Below are 19,508 nucleotides of genomic sequence, written 5' to 3' on the forward strand. Positions count from 1 at the left end.
GCAGTCCGTTTTGATGGGGTAACTATAAGGTGATGCTTTACATTTTGGTGTCTTAAATTGTAAAAATGATTTTATCATGAGAATGGATGGGGATGATATTTGTGAGTTAAATAGAGCTGAAATACAATTACCATTTTTAAATAAATATGTATTAATTGGAAGTTATGTGGAAGAGTTTAATAAAAAAATAGGTGATTTAAATAGGGTAAAGCAAGTGCCATTACTTAAAGAAGACATATATAAATACTCTAGTATGAGAAACCCTTTTAATCATATGTCAGTAATGTTTAATAAAAAAGCAATATTAATTGCTGGTAATTATCTTAAAAAGAATGGTTTTGAAGATTATTATTTATGGTTACGTATGATAAATAATTCATTACCGATGATTAACATAGGTAAAGTATTAGTACATGCTAGAGTAGGAAATGACATGATTGGTAGAAGAAGTGGAGTGCAATATAGTAAAGATGAATTTTTATTTTTTTATTCTCTATTAAAAGAAAAACTTATAAATTTACCATCATTTTTAAAAGCAACTTTGATTAGAATACCAATTAGGTTATTACCTAAATCATTTTTAAATCATATATATATTAAAATGAGAAATTAATTGTTCAAAGTAGTTGGTATATATATACCTTCATTTTTATTAGTGTAAATTAAGGCTCTAATAATCAGTAATGTCATTGTGAGAAAAACAATACCCATATGTCGTTCTAAGATTGATTCAGTCATAAAAGAAATTAAAATAATTATATAAACAGGTATAGCAAAATCGTAAAATATATCGTCTTTTTTTCTTTTAACTAAGATATATAGATTACTAAATAAACACTTATATAGAAATATAAAACCTATGCAACCTGTCTTTAGTAAAGTTTCTAAATATTGGTTATGAACATTAAAATCAATAAGCCCTATTGATTTATTTTCTTCAAAACAGCTATTTAATGCTCTATGCATATCGATATTCCCATAACCTAAGATAAATTGATTTATACCAATACTTTGAAAACCACATTTCCATAAAATCGTTTTTGTTTCTATTGCATAATAGAAACCAAGAATAAAATCAGAATAAGAAAAGATCAGTAGACATAAAGCAATCATTAATAAACTACTATAATATATTCTTTTATTATTATACCTTTCATGGATTGTGTAATAAATCAAAAGTATTAAAAGTATTGCGACATGTGTTTTTGATGAGATTAATATTATTGAGATTATTATTAAGCTATGTCTAATATACCAAAAAGTAGTGTAATGTCTTTTTGCATAGAATTGAAAAAAGACTAAAGCCGTAAGAAGGTATATTGAAAAATAGCCAGCGTGGATACCTCCGATAATATTAGTATAATCAAATTGAGTTTTGGAATAATCAATTTCACGAACTTGAACAAGCCAATTTATCAGGCAAACAATAGAGAGGCTTGTAATGATATAACTAAATGACTTCAGAACTAGTATATAATCAACTTTAGGGATAGTTCGGATTACAATAAAAGTTAAAGTAAGAGCAAGTACTGGAAAATATTTCTCTACATATAACCATTCATTATAAGTATAGCCGTGGACAATTAGTTGAACGAATGGTATAATAAAAAGTGATAATAAATAATAATTAAAGTTATCGTTGACATATTTTTTATTTTTGAGGTAATATAATATTGCAAAAAAAAGTAATCCAATAATCATTGCATTTGTTAATGAAATTGAAATGCTCAAAAAAGCAAAAATTGAAATTAAAAAATATGTAATATAGTCTTTACTCTCCACACTCAGGACTATTTAATAAATAAAAACACTTTAAAAATAATTTAATTCTTAAAGTGCTTTTTGTATAAATTGATATTTTAATGATTTACCTCCCCATACCAAAAATAACTGTTTTTACAGTATATAATATGATCTTAAGGTCAAACAATAAAGATTGATACTTTATATAATACATGTCATATCTATGTTTCCATATTGCATCATTTAAAGATGCCCCATAAGCATACTTTACTTGTGCCCAACCTGTAACACCAGGTTTTACTGCATGTCTAAATTCGTAATGAGGAATTTCTTTTTTTAATTCCTTGATAAATACTTTTCTTTCAGGTCTGGGGCCAATTAGAGACATGTCTCCAATTAATACATTGAAAAGTTGGGGTAATTCATCAATCCTTGTCGCTCTAATAAATTTACCGACTTTTGTAACTCTTGGATCATTTTTCTGTGCCCATTTAGCACCATTTTTTTCAGCATCGGTAGACATTGATCTGAATTTGATAACTTCAAATTCTTTATTATATAAACCAACTCTTTTTTGTTTAAAGAAAACAGGTCCCTTTGACTCTATTTTTATTAGTAATGCGGTAATTAGCATTACTGGTATAGAAAGAGTCGCTAAAATAGATGCATAAATGATATCTGTTATTCTTTTTGCTATTACTCTGTGACTTCTTCTTAGAACAGAAAATTCTCTTTTGTTTAAAAAATATTCCCAATCTAATAGTTCTATATCTGTAAAGCCATTTTCTCTATCTAGGAAGTCAACAAGTGGCATTACTTTGAAACCTAATTCTATTTTCTTTAATAGTTGCTTGATCCTTTAATGATAAATTTGTTGGGTCATGATAAAGGACAATAGAATTAGTAAAATAATTTTTGTTATTGGTATTTATACTTAGCTTTAGCCCATGTGCTCTACTTATGCGTTCAACTTTTTGCACTGTCTCCTTAGGGCAATAAAGATGAATTAACTTTTTACTTTTAATATAGCTTAGTGAAACAGATTCCCCAGTTAACGAAATATCACTCGAATGTACTTGCGTAAGTTTCGAATATAGATCCATAAATATTTTTTTTTGATATAGTGCAAATATAGTAAATATAATCTATTAAAAAGTATATAGTAGTCTCTTAATAGGTTTGTTAAGTTGTATGCTCTATCCACCGACAAACTAGACTATTTTTTAACTACATCTTGTGAAATAATATTCGCTTGGTATTACTATCGTCAGAACTGAATGAGAAAACTGGATTTGCATCTTTTTTTCGGATATAAAGTTAAGCCACCTTTCGATTATATAATTTCATGAATTGTTCTGAAGATTTATAGCCTAAAACAGAGTGAATCCTTTTTTTATTATACCATACCTCGATAAATTCAAAGATATCATTTCTAGCCTGTGCGAAAGAGTAATAATATTTATGATCAGCCATTTCTGATTAGAGAATTTTAAATGAAGTTTTCAGCTACTGCGTTATCCCAACAGTTGCCTTTACGATTCATACTTTGGATAACATGATTTTTTTCTTAAATCTTTTTGAAAATTCTCTGTGATATATTGAACTTCCTGATCAGAATGGAAAATCATACCCTTTTTAGGTTTGCGATTTATTTTAGCCATTTTCCAAGCCTTTAAAACTGTTTTTTTTTGCTATCATATCCTTAGACATTGACTATTCTACAATAGAATAGTCAAAAAGATCTAAGATGGTTGTTAAATATAACCATTCTTGATCTGTTAAAATATAAGTAAGGTCATATACCCATGCTTTTGAAGGTGCATCTGTTTTAAAGTTCCGATTCAATATATTGATGCGACCTTCTTTCTATGGTTGGATTGTGTGATTTGAGGTTTATAACTTTTATAAATACAGCTTTTTATATTCTCTTTTTTCATTATTTTAGCAACACGATTTAGAAAAGTTTGGATACCTTTCTCTTTTAATAAGGAAGTTATTTTGCGGCTTCCATCCCTCTTTTTTGAAAGATGGTATTCCTTTAAAATATACTTTGTATCTCTTTCGAAAGCTATTTTTCGCTTTGATACTTTTCTTTGAAGCCAGCTGTAATAAGCTTAACTACTTATTTTTAAAACTTCACACATACTCTCAACAGAAAACTTCTGACTATTATCTTTAATGAATTATAGGTTAACTGTCGCTCTTGGAGAATATACCTATGACCTTTTTTAAAATATAGCGTTCTATTTTACCTTTTGAAGCTCCCTTTCTAACTGTGCAATTCTAGCTTCTTCTGATGTCTGTACAACATTTCCATTTCCTCAAAAAGAGTTGCTCTCATATTTATTATATTCACGCACTATCGTCTGATCATATGATTATCCAGGTTATTCTCTTCGGTAACTGTCTTTGCTGGTCTACCACTTTGAACCAAGTTAACTGTCATAAACTTGAATTCTTTGTCATAGCTTTTTCTTGTACATCTTTTTCCCATAATGCAGAAATACTTTTTGATTGAAAGGGCTTTACTAACTCTCCGGTTATATGTAGCTATTCCAGAAGTGACCATTTATTGGTGCAATAATAAAAGACTTCATTCTGCTTAAGTTATAAAACACCTACTGAAAAAGAATATGAATGTAAAGAGAGTAGCTTAAAAAGTTGTATTCTTTTTGGTTACTATTCCACTCCTATCTTAAATTCTTATAAAGAGTCATAAGTCTATTATTGAAAGATTTTATGACTTTTTTATTACAATATTTTCAATAACACGTTGCATCATTTTCAATCTTATAAAAATCATAAATTTGCTAAAAATAGTTTAGTGAATATTTGTAAATAAACATTCTGAGCCTTAATATTGAAGTAACATAATAACAAGAAATAGAGTATAAAAACTCTGCTCGGTTCATTTAAAATAAAGTTTGACTATTTTTCTCTTTTTATGCAAGACAATTTTTTGTTACTTTATGCTTAGTTAACAAACCTCAAATATGTGAGTAAATCAATTTCTATCTTTTATTGGTTTTAGAAACTGTATCACGTTTCAATCATCTTAGTTACAAGATGATTATTTCAAATGATTTTTAATTTAAAATATAGATATATAAGTGTTTAGTGATAAACATTACACATTGTTATCATGAGTATGTACTCATATATATACAGAAGATTTTGTTTAATTAGCGATTCAAAAAAAACAACGCTATTTCTCACTAATAAAATCACAAATTACGATCAATTTTAGCGATACTATGCCAATTTTTAATCAAGATTTTGTGGATATTATTTCTCCTTATGAATATATAAGGATACGATAGTATAGTTTTCACCTCATTAAGCAATTAGTGAGGTGTTTTTTTATGGCGTAAATTTAATACTATCAAAAATAAATTACATTGAACACGTTGTGGACATTTGTAAATTATAGTCATAAAAAAAGGACGAAGAAAATCGTCCTTAATTATAATGTCATTCGATGAAGCTTAGCTAACTACTGCTTCTGCAAGAATTACTAATTTGTTATCAAGCATTTCTACAGTACCACCATCGATTGTAAAAGTAGTAAGATCACTACCGTTTGCAATACGAACATCACCTTTTGCTAAGCTTGAGATGATGTTGGCGTGTCTATCAAGCATTTCAAATTCCCCGTTGATACCAGGAACTTTCACACCTGTAGCTTCACCTTCAAAATATTTTTTATCAGGAGTAATTAATTCAACAAACATGATAAATAAATTTATAAAAGTAAATTATGTTTGAGAGGTAGAAGTAGTTATGTAAATGTAAACTTCTTACTCCCTAAATTAATAAAGGCGAGAATCAGAGAATACTCTAGACTCTCGCCTTATGAATATGATTAAGCTGTGAAGGAATTACTTCGCTTCAGCAAGCATTTTCTCACCTTTTTCTACTGCTTCTTCGATAGCACCTACGAACATGAAGGCTGCTTCTGGAAGGTGATCCCACTTACCATCTAAGATTTCGTTGAAACCACGGATAGTATCTTTGATGTCTACGATAAGACCTGGGATACCTGAGAATTGTTCTGCTACGTGGAAAGGTTGAGATAAGTAACGTTGAACTCTACGAGCTCTAGCTACTACCTGCTTATCCTCTTCAGAAAGTTCATCCATACCAAGAATTGCAATGATATCTTGTAATTCTTTATAACGTTGGATTGTTTCTTTTACACGTTGAGCAGTGTTGTAGTGTTCATCTCCTAATACGTCTGGAGATAAGATACGTGAAGATGACTCAAGTGGATCTACACCTGGGAAGATACCCATTGAAGTGATCTTACGTGATAATACTGTTTGTGCGTCTAAGTGGGCGAATGTTGTCGCTGGAGCTGGGTCAGTTAAGTCATCGGCAGGTACGTATACCGCTTGTACGGATGTAATTGATCCTCTCTTAGTTGAAGTAATACGCTCTTGCATAGCACCCATTTCAGTAGCAAGCGTTGGTTGGTAACCTACGGCTGAAGGCATACGACCTAGAAGGGCTGATACCTCTGAACCTGCTTGAGTGAAACGGAAGATGTTGTCAACGAAGAATAAGATATCTCTACCTTCACCTTCTCCGTCACCATCACGGAAGTACTCTGCAATAGTAAGACCTGATAAAGCTACACGAGCACGAGCACCTGGAGGTTCGTTCATTTGACCGAATACCAATGTCGCTTGTGATTGAGCAAGCTCTTCTTCGTTTACTTTAGAAAGGTCCCATCCACCTTTCTCCATGTCTTCTTCGAATTCTTTACCGTATTTGATTACGCCTGATTCGATCATTTCACGAAGAAGGTCATTACCTTCACGAGTACGCTCACCAACACCAGCAAATACAGAAATACCTGAGTATACCTTTGCGATGTTGTTAATCAATTCCATGATCAATACTGTTTTACCTACACCGGCACCACCGAAAAGACCAATTTTACCACCTTTAGTATATGGCTCTAATAAGTCAATTACTTTGATACCTGTATAAAGAACTTCTGTAGAAGTTGCTAATTGATCAAATGGAGGAGCAGATCTGTGAATAGGTAATGAAGTTTTACCAGAAGGTTGTTTCATTCCGTCAATAGCTTCACCTACAACGTTGAATAAACGACCTCTAACTTCTTCACCTGTAGGCATTGCAATAGCCTCGCCTGTATCAAGTACTTCAGCACCACGCTGAAGACCTTCTGTACCGTCCATCGCTACTGTACGAACGCGTTCCTCGCCAAGGTGTTGTTGAACTTCCAAAATGATCTCTTGACCATTGGATTTCTTCACCTTCAAAGCATTGTAAATCGCAGGTAGCGTAGATCCTTCTGCTTCGAAGCTGACGTCAACTACTGGTCCAATGACTGTGGAAACTTTACCGATATTTGACATCTTGGTATTTATTATTATATCAATGAATTCAAACACAAGCTTCGAAGCAAGACTACTTCAAAGACTATTTTCAATGCAAAACTATAATACTATCTAATGATTCCAAAGATTATTGACATTTTAAGTGTAAGAATTGTATTTTAATTGCAATTTTTATGGTATACCGGTTGAAATTTTGAATTTCACCCCCTTTTTTACCAAATAGAGTTAATTGTGGGGCGTATCTTTAATCAAGATTAAAATTTATTAGGAATTTACATGTAAGTTTTACTTCTTGTAAACAGACTTTATTATAATTGAGAACTATTGCTATAAAAACTTACATCGAATTAGGCATGATTTTTTAGGTTACCTTAGCAATCAACACTCGTTTTACGTTGTTTATTAAAAATATACTTTAGAATAAGTATGTTTCATGGACAACTCAAAATGGCAACTTACTGTGTGAAAAATGAAGATTAAAAATACCTTTTATCTATTACTAGCATTTACGTTTCTAACATTGAATGCTTATGCAAATGATCCTCTTAACAAACCAAAAGTTTGGTCACTACTACAAGAAACACCGACAGATATGAGTTTGTGGGCTGCCTATATCGGTAAGTCATGGGTTTGTATGAACATTTCTGAGAAAGAAAACATCAAAAGTTGGAAACAAATGCTTGGGCCTTCAGCACCGTTATCGCAAGATGAGCAGCATAATAGACCATCGGCGGAGCAGCTTCAGCAAGAAGTTTTTGCTGATAATGATGAATTTTGGGGTGGAGAGGAGCTTCAAGCTCAAGTAACCGCGAATGAGATATTGTTGGAAAAACAAGAGTTAAGGCAGCATTTTGAAGAAATGGAACAGCAAATGGTGCAAACACCAAGTGCGATAACAACGTTAGCAAGAAATCTAAGAGAAAACTTTATTCTAATTGATGATGAGTTTAGAATGGAGTTTGAATCATTAGGATTAGAATACGTTGGGTATTGGGATAAATATCCACAAGGAAAATACTCTCCAGAAAAATGGGTACAAGAAAGAAGTATGGAGCTGAAACACCTAAAAAAGCAACAATTTGAAAAAATTAAATCATCGATGTTAGCATCAGCTGTTTCATCAGACGAAAGTGCAGGACATTAGTATGATAAAATATATTTGAGTGCATTTTGAGCCGTCTATTCAAAAAAGTAGTCATATAAAAAACCTTTTCAGAAGTAACAAGGAATACGATGACTTCGAATGGTTTAGGTTATTAAAAAAGAACGAAGAGTGTTAAAGAGAAAAGTTTAAATCTCTAATTCACTTAATTATTTACAAATATTTCAAGAAAAGCCTCAATACATCCCTTTTGTATTGAGGCTTTCGTTATATTTGATAAACTTAATCACATATCAAAATTATTCATTGACGAAGAATGATTCAATTTTTTGAAAAAATATTAAACTATAAAGTAGTGCTATTTCTAGGAGTAGTTACTTTCTTTTTACAGCCTAATGATATTTTCGCCCAAGGAGAACAAAACACAATTCAGTTTTCAGGTATTGTAGTTGAAGGAGATAGTTCATATGGTGTACCTGGAGCTCACGTTTATATCAAACAAGCAGGTAGAGGAACTGTGACCAATCATGCAGGTTTTTTCACGATGCCTACACAAGTAGGGGATACTATTGTCGTGAGTTCGGTTGGTTTTGCAAAACAAGAAATTGTAATTCCTAAAAGAGATGATTTAGGTTTTACGGTGTTGATAGAAATGAGAGAGGAAGTGACAGAGCTTCCATTACTTGAAGTCTTTCCATACCCAACCAAAGAGATTTTTGAAGAGGCATTCTTAGCATTAGGAGAGCAAAAAGATCAAAGGGTTGAAAATATGGAAAAAAATCTAAGCCAGGAGAAATTGACAATGATGTCTAATGCATTGCCAATGGGAGCAACTGGTAACTACAAATATTATATGAATTATAGGGCAGATCAAATTGCTACTCAGTATTTTATGGAGACTGCAAACCCATTACTGAACCCATTTGCTTGGGGTGATTTGATTAAATCCATAAAACGAGGTGACTTTAAAAGAAAAGAATAACGTAATTTTATAGGTGTTTGATATACCATAGGTACATTATTTGCCGTTTCTTTTATAGCCGTAGATAAGGCGGTTATTATGCTTCATTAAAGCGGTTGTATTGATAACCAATAAAAATAGGTGAGACAAATACTGATCATTTGTCTTGTATTCCCTTTTCAATATACTGAGAATGTTTACTCAAATAGAGGTAAATGTTACAAATTGAAACCATTAATAACTTGATTTTTTTTACTGCAGTTACACCAATTATCTTGAATAATGAAAATAGAGTAAAGTATCAATGGGCTTCTTTGATTTTTTTACAAGTGATCTAGCAATAGATCTAGGAACAGCTAACACGCTGATTCTCACCAAAGGCAAAATTGCGGTAGAAGAACCTTCTATCATTGCATTAGATAGGCAATCAGGAAAAGTGATTGCTCTAGGTGCAAAGGCCATGCAAATGCATGAGAAAACGCACGAAAATATTAAAACGATTCGTCCTCTTAAAGATGGCGTAATTGCGGACTTTCATGCTGCAGAACAAATGATTCGTGGCTTGATTAAGATGTCTGATGCTAAAAAACGATTTTTCACTCCTTCTCATAGAATGGTCATCTGTATTCCTTCGGGCATCACTGAAGTAGAAAAAAGGGCTGTTCGTGACTCTGCCGAACACGCTGGAGCCAAAGAAGTATATATGGTTCCGGAACCGATCGCAGCTGCAATTGGTATAGGTGTAAATATTGAGGAACCAATGGGAAGTATGGTGGTAGATATTGGAGGAGGAACGACAGAGATTGCAGTGATTGCAATGTCTGGGATCGTATGTGATCAATCTGTAAGAACTGCTGGAGATGTATTTAATCGAGACATTTTAGATTATATGCGCCGCCAACATAATTTACTTATTGGTGAAAGATCAGCTGAAAAAATTAAGTTTGAAGTTGGGGCAGCTTTAGCAGAGTTAGATGATGCTCCCGAGGACTATGAAATTCGTGGCCGAGATTTACTAACCGGTATACCAAAAGTGATCAACGTATCTTACGCAGAGGTAGCGTTTGCACTAGATAAATCCATATCTAAAATTGAAGAGGCTATTTTAAGGGCCTTAGAAACTGCTCCTCCAGAATTATCTGCAGATATTTATGATAGAGGAATTCACTTAACTGGTGGTGGAGCATTATTGAGAGGATTGGATAAACGAATCTCACTTAAAACAAAATTACCAGTGCATGTTCCAGATGATCCGTTAAGAGCTGTTGTTTTAGGAACAGGACATGTATTAAGGGAATTAAATAGGTATAAAGCAATTTTGATTACCTAATTATATAAAAAAACGCAAGATGAATTGAAAGATTCCATTGCGTTTTTTTTTGTTCGGATCTTCATTTTATCTTGCATGATATTTAAGGGAAAAGAAATATTTACGATAAGCTAAAAACTCTTTTTGCCTTATATTTTTTCTGGAGATAATATTTTTATTGCCATTATATGAGTCAATTATTTGCTATCATATTTAAGTACCGAGTCTTTTTAGTATTTATTCTTTTAGAGTTAGTGGCAGCTGCTTTAATTGTGAATAATAATACTTATCAACGTTCGGTCATTCTGTCTTCTTCTAATACTGTAGTAGGAGGGATTTATAATACTACATCTAATATAGAACAGTATTTTAACCTTACTGAGGTCAATGAAGACTTGTTAAATGAAAATGCTCTTTTAAGAAAGCAAATTGAATTATATCAGGTGGCAGGTATTAATGATAGTGTTGATACAAAGAATACCTTATCTCCACTATTTTACGGTATGAGTGATACTATTGCCTATGACTTTATACCTGCAAGAGTAATTAATAATTCTGTTTACAGGTCAGCCAATTACATTACTTTGAATAAAGGTAGAAAGGATGGAATTGTTGAAGGGATGGGAATCATGACAAAGGATGGAGTAGTAGGTCAGGTAAAGTCAGTATCCAATCACTTTGCAACTTGTTATTCACTTTTGCATAGAGATATGGCGGTATCTTCAGAGCTAAAGAAGAATGGAGCGCTTTGTACGGTAACGTGGAATACAGAGGACCCTACGAAAGCATCTGCAAATTATTTACCATTGCACTTAGATATTAATGTGGGAGACACGATTACATCCTCTGGGTTTAATACAGTATATCCAGAAGGTGTGATGTTGGGTGTGGTAACAGAAGCAGAAAAGACGCCTTCAGAACGATTTTGGCTAGTCACAATTGATGTTTCTGTAGACTTTTCAAAACTGCACCATGTGTATGTTTCAAAGTCATTATTCAGAATAGAAAAAGATTCTTTGGAATCTATGGATGAACAGTAAAATTAGTAGATGTCTTAAGGGTTAAAAAGAAATTATGGGAAGAGAAATTTGGTTAAAACAAGTAGGTTTATTTTTAATCTATCTTTTTGTTCAAGTATTGTTTTTTAGAAACCTTACTTTCTTTGAAGGTAATGTGATGGTATTCCCTTACATTGCTTTTCTTATCTTGCTGCCATTTGGAGCCATGAACATGAGTATTTTGATTGTTGGTTTTTGTATGGGTTTTGTGATCGATATATTTTATGATTCTATTGGTATACATACTGCAGCTTGTGTTTTCCTGGCTTTTACAAGGACACAAATAATGAAATGGACGGCACCTACGGGAGGATATGAACTTTCAGAGGTACCAACAATTCATCAAATGGGATTTGGAGCTTTTCTGGTCTTTGTGATTCCACAAATAATATTACACCATATTACATTATTCATGATAGAAGCAGGAAGTATGGCGTTTATGCCTAAGGCTATATTAAGAGGTGTTTTGAGTACAATAGCTACATTGGTAATAGTACTAGCGATTCAGTACTTATTTTATAGTAATGTAGGGCGTAGAAGAATCTAAGTTTGTAGAGGAAATAAATCAAAAATGGTCATAAGCTTCAAAAGTTTATGACCATTTTTATTATGAAAATAATTGGTGAGATACAGCCAAAATACATGCATGGAGCATATTAGACTTTTTAAAAGTTATCTTCCAATTACGCCAGAACCAATTAATTCGTCTCCTTCATACCAAGAGATAAATTGACCTGCTGAGATACCTGACTGTTTATTTTCGAAAACACAATATAGCCCTTCTTCTTTTTGATAAAGAGTGACCTTTTCTAAGGGCTGACGATATCTGATTCTTGCCATATACTCTCGTGTTTCGCCAACCTTCATTTGAAGGTCTTCTCTGACCCAATGAATTTCATTGGATTCTACTTTTAAACCTTGTCTATTTAGACCAGGGTGCTCACTACCTTGACCAGTATAAATAGTGTTTGTTTCAGTGTCTGTTGCAATCACAAACAAAGGAAGTGGAGTACCTCCAACACCTAAACCTTTACGTTGGCCGATTGTGTAATAATGTGCTCCCTGATGCTCTCCCACCTTTTTACCGTAAGTTGGTTTATAGGAATAAGGAAGTGTTTCAAGCTCTAGCCTTTCACTATCAGAAGATGCATCCTTGATCGATGCTTCTCTTTCTAGATAAATAGGGTGATCAACAGGAACCTCAACAATATTACCCACTTTAGGCATTAATTGTTGCTTCAAGAAATCTGGAAGTTTTACTTTACCAATAAAGCAGAGCCCTTGAGAATCTTTTTTGTTAGCAGTAATTAAATCCTGTTCAGCTGCAATTGCCCTTACTTCAGGTTTGGTTAATTCCCCGATAGGGAATAATGCTTTAGAAAGTTGTTCTTGATTCAATTGAGATAAGAAATAACTTTGATCTTTATTTCCATCTACACCTGCTAATAAACGGAAGACTTCTTTGCCATTTTCATCAATGAAAGAGTCTTTTCTACAATAGTGTCCCATTGCTACATAATCAGCACCAAGTGACATGGCAATGTCCATAAAGACATCAAACTTCACTTCTCTGTTACATAATACATCTGGGTTTGGGGTTCTGCCTGCCTCATATTCCGCAAACATATAGTCAACAATACGTTCTTTGTATTGCTCACTTAAATCTACACTTTGGAATGGAATGTTTAGTTTGTTGGCGACAAGCAATGCATCATTGCTATCGTCAATCCATGGACATTCACCTTGAATTGTTACACTTCCATCGTGCCAATTGATCATAAAAAGACCAATTACATCATAACCTTGCTCTTTTAATAAATAAGCGGCTACGCTTGAGTCTACTCCACCGGATAGACCAACTACTACTCTTTTTGCCATAAAATTAAAATGCTTACAGGGGGTTAAGTTCCCTTTTCACAAACACATCAAATTTTTTTTATAAAAATCTGATTTTTTTTTCAAAGATAGGAATATCTTTTTGATGTTGTACACACTATTTATTATCAGATACTTAACACATCTGAATAACAGGCTTATATTCTTTTGGGAAATGTAAAACGCATTATATTTAATTTTGTTTAGAAACTTTTTTCAAGATAAACTTGCGTGGTAATATAAAAACATGCACCTTTGCATCGCTTTAAAACAAAAGGCCACAACAAAAAGCGGGTGTGGTGAAATTGGTAGACACGCTAGACTTAGGATCTAGTGCTTCACGGCGTGGGGGTTCGAGTCCCTCCACCCGCACCAAGAAAGGTTGATAGAAATATCAACCTTTTTTTTATGCCCAAAATTTAGTAATCTTAAAAATAGAATACTTGTTTCTTCGTTATTCTTTATAGTCATAGTGATTTTATCTATTCACATTGAATGATTATTTTTCATAATCAGGAATAAATTCTATAAAAAGAAATAGTTCATACATCCACTATGTAATCATGGTACTTGAATTGCTTAAAGTACTGAAGTAGTAGGACACATATAAAGTAGACTATGAGTGATCAATCATCAACTCCTAAGAATGTTGGTTTAAGATTAAATGATTTAAGTATACGTGTTAAGGTTTTGCTTAACATGCTTATAATAGCTGCACTTTCCAGTATTGCGGTAGGCTTTTTAGGGTATTATTCTGCAAAGAAATCTCTTGAAGAGGCGGTATTTGCTCAATTGACTTCTGTAAGAGAAGTAAAAAGGAGAGCATTGGAGTCTTTTATAGAAGACGCTAAAGAGCAAGTAAGTGTATTAGCCCAAAGTAGGATGGTAGCAGATGCAGTAATGGAACTGTCACCCGCTTATTCTATCATGGACTTCTATTATTCTCCGGGTAAGATTACGCTTATGAGAAGAGACTTGAAGGAGTTTTACCGGACAAGTGTAGATAGAAAATTGGGGGATCAAGACCTTTTTTCCAAACAACTTATCAAAAGCACAGAGGAGTTATCGGATAAAGCTGTTGTACTTCAAAGCCTTTATATCGCCAATAATCAAAACCCAATCGGGAAGAAGTATCTAATGAATAGAGCTGAAGATAAAACGGCTTATTCTGATATTCATGAAAGATATCATTCTTCATTCAGAAGGTTTTTAATGGCTGATGGTTTTGCAGATATTTTACTAGTGAATGTCAATACTTCTGAGGTAATTTATTCTGTAGCTAAAAATACAGACTTTGGCTCTAGTTTAATGGATGGTGTATTTAGGCAGTCTGCTCTAGGACAGGCATTTACTTTAGCCAGAAATTCGATTCGCCCTAATATGGTGATTCTATCTGATTTTGTTTCTTACGAAGGGGCTTATGGTGACTTACAAATCTTTTTTTCTGCACCTGTTTATGAAGAAGGTGAAAAAATAGCTGTACTTATTGCTACAATGCCTTTGTCTGCGATCAACAAGATCATGACAGACGATGGTGATTGGAAGCAAGAAGGATTAGGGAAAACAGGAGAAACTTATTTGGTGGGTAAAGATCAGTTGATGAGAAGTGATGCCCGTCTTTTTAAAGAAGGGGCTGAGAAGTTTTATGAGGAGTTATTAGAACTTAAAATTTCTGGTGATGAAATCAGTCAAATCAAATCATTAAGAACAACTGTATTATCTAAAACTGTTACTACAGAACCCGTTCTAGATGCTTTAAAAGGACATTCGGGAAACCTACTTTCTAAGAACTATTTAGGTAAACCCGCTTTGAGTGCTTATTCGAGTTTAAAAATAAGGGAACTACCGTGGATCATTATTGCAGAAATGCAGGAAGAAGAGGCATTTGAATCCATTGAAAGATTGAAATGGAATGTAGCACTAGCCACTTTGGTTATTTTTATCATTGGTGTGATTGTATCGAATGCCTACTCTACAAGTTTTACTAGGCCTATTTATAAACTTCAGGAGGCTATTGCCAAGCTTTCAAAAGGTGATTTATCTGCATCAATTCCGGTTACATCTGCTGATGAAATAGGAAAGACTATTGATTCGATGAATACGCTTATTAGTCGAACAAAGGATACGTCAGATTTCGCAAGAGATATAGGTAAAGGTGATTTTGAAACAAAATTTGAAACCTATGGTAATAAAGACGTGTTGGGTAACTCTTTGGTGAAGATGAGAGATCGTTTAAAAGAGGTTTCTATTGAGGATCACAGAAGGCAATGGGTCAATGAAGGTGTGACAAAGTTTGCTGATATTACCAGACAATACTTAGACAATGTAGATCAACTTTACGAAGTAGTATTAAGGGAATTGGTAGATTATTTATCGGCCAATCAAGGAATGTTATTTTTGGTAGAGGATGATGAAATCGAAGATAAAGCGTATTTACAGTTGAAAGCTTGTTATGCTTTTGATCGACAAAAATATCTTCATAAGAAAATCGGTTTTGGAGAAGGTTTAGCAGGTCGTTGTTGGCAAGAAAACGAATCATTGTTTATTGATGATGTACCGGAAGGTTATTCGAAGATTATAACGGGTCTTGGTTTAGCCTCTCCAAAGAGTATCTTAATTGTTCCTTTAAAGTTTAATGAGCAAGCTTTGGGAGTTATTGAAGTGGCTTCTTTTGATGTATTTGAAAGGTACATGATCGAGTTTGTAGAAAGAATTTCAGAGAATATAGCTTCTGCTATTACATCAGCGAAGCACAATACAAGAACTGCACATTTACTTTCTGATGCACAAAAATTAACGCAAGAGTTAAGAACAAGAGAAGAAGAAATGCTTCAAAACACAGAGGAACTTCAAACGACTCAAGAAGAAATGGCACGAAGACAAATAGAACTTGAGGAAGTAAGAAACGAGTTAAAGAAAGAAATAGCTTTAAAAGACGAGCAAATCTTATATTATAAATCTCAATTAGGTGAAAAAGGTGATGATTTGTCATCAGAAGTAGAAAAAGTCTAATAGCCATTTTCACCAATAAAAAATCCATTGTAACCTCTTTGTTTACAATGGATTTTTTATTTCAGACTAGTATCAATTACTATTTTATTTCCAAAATCGAAGGATAATCATTTCAATACTTAGGAAAAGTAATGCGAATAATAAGAAGAATCTCCATAGAGGTTGTGCAACATTATCTTCCATAAAAACCTGCTTGAAAGTATCTGCTTTACTATTGTTGTATACTTTTACATTTTTCAAATTCTGAAATTTTTCTTTTAACTCGTCAGTAGAATAACTTTCTAATTTAGATTCTAAAATATCATAGTTAAAGGCGATATAGCCAACAATAGCATCATTTTCAGTATTTTTAATGGCATAGCAACCTGCTTCCATATCTTCATTGGGCAGTTTTAATGTAAGAATATCAGCGTTGACCTTTTGAGTTGGAATGATTTCAAGCTGTTCCTTTTGCAACTTGTACATACTTCCTTTTTGAAGTCCTTCTAATCGAATTCGAATGTTTTTTTCTTCAAAATTATAAGATAGTTGATCTGACTGGGTCTTACTTAAAATGGCCATTCTATACATCACTGGAACAAATAATGCATGCTTTCCAAAATTAGAATATTGAGGGTCAAGAGGGACAGAACTGAAGTAAATGTTCTGTAATGCATTTTCTTGTATCGTTAAAAAGCTTTGTCCATTTTTATATCCTAAAAGTGTGTGTACTCCTCTGCCATTCCATTGGTAATTAGAAATACCTTCCGGCATACTCATATTCTTAATTCTCTTTTCAAATACATTGGCAAAGAAAGGATCTTTCTTAGGAGGAGGAATTGTACCAATATATTGACTGCTTGCCGAAATATTATTTTTTGATATTAAAACACCAAAAGTAGTAGAGTAACTTTCTATGTCCATATTAGGAGGAGGGAAAACGGCTATATTGGTCCCGTTTCTAATTGCATTGGTGATTACTTCATTCAACGATTCATTGATGGATTCCACATAATCTAGAATCAATAAATCAGCCCCATTTGTTGCTGAATAATTGATAGAATTAGATCGGAAAGAAGTAGCATTTAAGAAGGGTTCACTTTTGAAAACCGTAGATAAATATTTTCTAGGATTATCTGATATAATAGCAATGTTAATGTTTGGAGAAACATTTAAAATAAAATAATGGTCATTATCAAAGTCAACAGGATAATCATCAATGCTTACTCTACATCTTTTCGCACCAGAATTACCAATAGCAAATGCCATTTCTATTGTTTTAGTTTCTTCTTCTTCTAATGAAATTGTTGCATTTGAAGATTGCACATCCTCTATATATAATTTTAGGTCTCTGTCTTTGACTTCACCTTTTCCAAGGTTAGACACTTTCACAAAAAGCTTATTATTTTCTTTTTCTTTCAAGAATGGTTTTTCTAACCAAACAGAATCTATGCGTAGGTTTTCAGTTTTATCAGCTTGTAAAGGTATTAAATGATAAGTTGTTGAGGTATCAAACTCAAACTGTTCAAATGCTAAGTTAGTGGACTTTTGAAAATCTGAGACCATAAAAATTTGCTTATTGTCTCCCATCTTTTCTCTTACAAATGCATCTTGACTGAAAGTATTGACTTCATCTAACCCTCTAGTGAAATTAGAATAAGTTAAGCCAATAATTTCTTCCTCTGTACGATCTTGGTTTTTAAAGTACCTTGAACTTCCTGTAAAGCGATTGTCAATGATTTGATAATTATATCCTACAGGAAAAATACCTGGGATATTTCTACCAATATCTTTACCAGCATCCAAAAGCGTTTTACCATTACGTTCGCTTTGCATACTGAAGGAGTTGTCAATATAAATACTGATTTTACCAGTATCACCTTTTAGGAGTGTACTACCATCTTCTTTTGGTATATATGGGCGGGCAAAGGTGAGAATAGCCAATAGTATGAAGGCCATACGGGCAATCATTACCAATATCTTTTTCAAACGGTCTTGTGCATTGGACATTTCCTTGACAGTTTGAAGAAAGGCAACATTGGTAAACTTTACTTCAGACGACCTCTGAAAATTAAAAAGGTGAATAATTAGCGGCACCGCAACCAAAGGCAGGGCATATAAAAAAACAGGGTTTACGAAGTTCATAGAAAATCTAGACTTATATCGATACTTTGATGTACAAAGAGTACTTCTACGTATCTAATTTCATCATTTTTGTGAAAATTATACTAGTAAGATACAATGAAAGAATAGGACTTTTTACACTTAGAAGGATTTAATTATATTTGTGCCGGATTAAATCGGAAATAAAATAGAAAAATACCTTCCATCGAAGTTTTTTTTATCTATTTTCATAGTACATTTTTTTGAATCACATTCTAAACTAATAAATAAAGTGAAGAAGTTATTAATCGTAGTAGGTATCATTGCTACAATGATTGCATGTCAGCAACCTCAACCTGTTCAAACAGCAGCACCAGCAGGAACTACAACAAAGATCGCTTATATCAACAACGATACTTTATCTGTTTACTATAAATTCGGAGAAGATCAATACAAAGAATTCCAAGCGAAAGTAGAGAAAAGCCAAAAGCAATTGCAAACTCGTGCAATGAAGCTTCAAAAGGATGCTGAGAACTTTGAAAAAAGAGCTAGAGCAGGTTTAATGTCTCAAAATGATGTTCGTAAGAAACAAGAGGAGTTAGCAATCAAACAACAAGAAATTCAAATTGCTCAACAATCTCAAGCACAAGGTTTAGCTGCTGAAGAGGCGTCTATCCAAGCTGAGGTACGTAAAAGAGTAAAAGAATTTTTAGATTCTTACTCAGCAGACAAAAACTATAGTATTGTATTAGGTTATAGCGATGGTGTTACATCTACTGTAATCTGGTCAACTCCAAACGTAGAGGATATTACTCAAGCTGTTATCGATGGTTTGAATGCTAAATATGAAGAGGAATTAAATGCTGCTTCATCTGAAGAAAAAGGATCGAAGTAATTTAATTTAGACAAAGTATTTTAGGGTACTTTTCAATCCACAATAGTTGTTATGCTGTTGTGGATTTTTTTTCATTAAAATTTAAGCTTTGTACCTTTGTGGTAA

General features: G+C 33.0%; 16 protein-coding genes and 1 tRNA gene. 9 read left to right on the top strand and 8 right to left on the bottom strand.

Features of this window, described 5'->3' with window-relative positions:
* Positions 1 to 76: 76 nt before the first annotated feature.
* A complete protein-coding gene (locus tag PL77_RS25510; RefSeq protein WP_052444727.1) occupies positions 77 to 613 on the top strand; it encodes a hypothetical protein in 537 nt (178 codons plus the stop codon).
* On the opposite strand, the gene PL77_RS25515 is transcribed toward PL77_RS25510, so the two are convergent.
* The 6 genes from PL77_RS25515 to atpD all read right to left on the bottom strand — a co-directional run bounded on the left by PL77_RS25515 (position 610) and on the right by atpD (position 7,127).
* Positions 610 to 1,782 carry an O-antigen ligase family protein gene (locus tag PL77_RS25515; RefSeq protein WP_156152540.1) on the bottom strand — a complete coding sequence of 391 codons (1,173 nt, stop codon included), beginning with the start codon at positions 1,780 to 1,782 and terminating at the stop codon, positions 610 to 612. The two genes, PL77_RS25510 and PL77_RS25515, sit on opposite strands and share 4 nt — an antisense overlap.
* 85 nt (positions 1,783 to 1,867) lie before the next feature.
* Entirely contained in the window at positions 1,868 to 2,599 is a 732-nt protein-coding gene (locus PL77_RS25520) for an exopolysaccharide biosynthesis polyprenyl glycosylphosphotransferase (RefSeq protein ID WP_305728126.1), read from the bottom strand.
* 461 nt (positions 2,600 to 3,060) lie between these two features.
* Positions 3,061 to 3,216 (bottom strand): IS3 family transposase, encoded by a 156-nt coding sequence (locus tag PL77_RS31610; RefSeq protein ID WP_082026732.1) that lies wholly within the window; start codon positions 3,214 to 3,216, stop codon positions 3,061 to 3,063.
* A gap of 368 nt (positions 3,217 to 3,584) precedes the next feature.
* Positions 3,585 to 3,815 (bottom strand): IS3 family transposase, encoded by a 231-nt coding sequence (locus PL77_RS32580; RefSeq protein WP_156152542.1) that lies wholly within the window; start codon positions 3,813 to 3,815, stop codon positions 3,585 to 3,587.
* A gap of 1,413 nt (positions 3,816 to 5,228) precedes the next feature.
* Positions 5,229 to 5,474, bottom strand: coding sequence for a F0F1 ATP synthase subunit epsilon (locus PL77_RS25530; protein WP_044211634.1), 246 nt, complete (start codon positions 5,472 to 5,474; stop codon positions 5,229 to 5,231).
* 147 nt (positions 5,475 to 5,621) lie between these two features.
* Positions 5,622 to 7,127 (bottom strand): F0F1 ATP synthase subunit beta, encoded by a 1,506-nt coding sequence (gene atpD, locus PL77_RS25535; RefSeq protein ID WP_044211635.1) that lies wholly within the window; start codon positions 7,125 to 7,127, stop codon positions 5,622 to 5,624.
* A gap of 451 nt (positions 7,128 to 7,578) precedes the next feature.
* Between atpD and PL77_RS25540 the strand changes: the two genes are divergently transcribed.
* From PL77_RS25540 to PL77_RS25560, 5 genes are all read left to right on the top strand, one after another.
* Positions 7,579 to 8,253: a hypothetical protein gene (locus PL77_RS25540; protein ID WP_044211636.1), complete on the top strand. Its 675-nt coding sequence runs from the start codon at positions 7,579 to 7,581 to the stop codon at positions 8,251 to 8,253.
* A 274-nt stretch (positions 8,254 to 8,527) separates the two neighbouring features.
* Positions 8,528 to 9,193 (top strand): carboxypeptidase-like regulatory domain-containing protein, encoded by a 666-nt coding sequence (locus PL77_RS25545; RefSeq protein ID WP_082026733.1) that lies wholly within the window; start codon positions 8,528 to 8,530, stop codon positions 9,191 to 9,193.
* Between the two features lie 283 nt (positions 9,194 to 9,476).
* A complete protein-coding gene (locus PL77_RS25550) occupies positions 9,477 to 10,502 on the top strand; it encodes a rod shape-determining protein (protein ID WP_044211637.1) in 1,026 nt (341 codons plus the stop codon).
* Between the two features lie 167 nt (positions 10,503 to 10,669).
* Positions 10,670 to 11,521 (top strand): rod shape-determining protein MreC, encoded by an 852-nt coding sequence (gene mreC / locus PL77_RS25555; RefSeq protein WP_044211638.1) that lies wholly within the window; start codon positions 10,670 to 10,672, stop codon positions 11,519 to 11,521.
* Between the two features lie 34 nt (positions 11,522 to 11,555).
* Positions 11,556 to 12,086, top strand: a complete 531-nt coding sequence (locus tag PL77_RS25560) for a hypothetical protein (protein ID WP_044211639.1) — start codon at positions 11,556 to 11,558, stop codon at positions 12,084 to 12,086.
* A 125-nt stretch (positions 12,087 to 12,211) separates the two neighbouring features.
* Here the strand turns inward: PL77_RS25560 and mnmA are convergent, their stop codons facing one another.
* Entirely contained in the window at positions 12,212 to 13,417 is a 1,206-nt protein-coding gene (mnmA, locus tag PL77_RS25565) for a tRNA 2-thiouridine(34) synthase MnmA (protein WP_044211640.1), read from the bottom strand.
* 287 nt (positions 13,418 to 13,704) lie between these two features.
* Between mnmA and PL77_RS25570 the strand changes: the two genes are divergently transcribed.
* Positions 13,705 to 13,789 (top strand) — tRNA-Leu (locus PL77_RS25570).
* 324 nt (positions 13,790 to 14,113) lie between these two features.
* Positions 14,114 to 16,426, top strand: coding sequence for a GAF domain-containing protein (locus PL77_RS31050; protein ID WP_172665951.1), 2,313 nt, complete (start codon positions 14,114 to 14,116; stop codon positions 16,424 to 16,426).
* An 84-nt stretch (positions 16,427 to 16,510) separates the two neighbouring features.
* On the opposite strand, the gene PL77_RS25580 is transcribed toward PL77_RS31050, so the two are convergent.
* Positions 16,511 to 18,550: a BatA domain-containing protein gene (locus PL77_RS25580; RefSeq protein ID WP_044211641.1), complete on the bottom strand. Its 2,040-nt coding sequence runs from the start codon at positions 18,548 to 18,550 to the stop codon at positions 16,511 to 16,513.
* Positions 18,551 to 18,800: 250 nt separating this feature from the next.
* Between PL77_RS25580 and PL77_RS25585 the strand changes: the two genes are divergently transcribed.
* A complete protein-coding gene (locus PL77_RS25585) occupies positions 18,801 to 19,403 on the top strand; it encodes an OmpH family outer membrane protein (RefSeq protein ID WP_044211642.1) in 603 nt (200 codons plus the stop codon).
* Positions 19,404 to 19,508: the final 105 nt, after the last annotated feature.

This window comes from Flammeovirga sp. OC4 (assembly GCF_000812565.1).
In the GTDB taxonomy this organism is placed as follows: Bacteria; Bacteroidota; Bacteroidia; order Cytophagales; family Flammeovirgaceae; genus Flammeovirga.

Excerpts from the sequence above, each read along its gene's own strand:
- mreC (WP_044211638.1), top strand. The coding sequence starts at position 10,670 with ATGAGTCAATTATTTGCTATCATATTTAAGTACCGAGTCTTTTTAGTA.
- PL77_RS31050 (WP_172665951.1), top strand. The coding sequence starts at position 14,114 with ATGCTTATAATAGCTGCACTTTCCAGTATTGCGGTAGGCTTTTTAGGG.
- PL77_RS25550 (WP_044211637.1), top strand. The coding sequence starts at position 9,477 with ATGGGCTTCTTTGATTTTTTTACAAGTGATCTAGCAATAGATCTAGGA.
- PL77_RS25540 (WP_044211636.1), top strand. The coding sequence starts at position 7,579 with ATGAAGATTAAAAATACCTTTTATCTATTACTAGCATTTACGTTTCTA.
- atpD (WP_044211635.1), bottom strand. The coding sequence starts at position 7,127 with ATGTCAAATATCGGTAAAGTTTCCACAGTCATTGGACCAGTAGTTGAC.
- PL77_RS25560 (WP_044211639.1), top strand. The coding sequence starts at position 11,556 with ATGGGAAGAGAAATTTGGTTAAAACAAGTAGGTTTATTTTTAATCTAT.
- mnmA (WP_044211640.1), bottom strand. The coding sequence starts at position 13,417 with ATGGCAAAAAGAGTAGTAGTTGGTCTATCCGGTGGAGTAGACTCAAGC.
- PL77_RS25530 (WP_044211634.1), bottom strand. The coding sequence starts at position 5,474 with ATGTTTGTTGAATTAATTACTCCTGATAAAAAATATTTTGAAGGTGAA.
- PL77_RS25510 (WP_052444727.1), top strand. The coding sequence starts at position 77 with ATGAGAATGGATGGGGATGATATTTGTGAGTTAAATAGAGCTGAAATA.
- PL77_RS31610 (WP_082026732.1), bottom strand. The coding sequence starts at position 3,216 with ATGGCTGATCATAAATATTATTACTCTTTCGCACAGGCTAGAAATGAT.
- PL77_RS25580 (WP_044211641.1), bottom strand. The coding sequence starts at position 18,550 with ATGAACTTCGTAAACCCTGTTTTTTTATATGCCCTGCCTTTGGTTGCG.
- PL77_RS25545 (WP_082026733.1), top strand. The coding sequence starts at position 8,528 with ATGATTCAATTTTTTGAAAAAATATTAAACTATAAAGTAGTGCTATTT.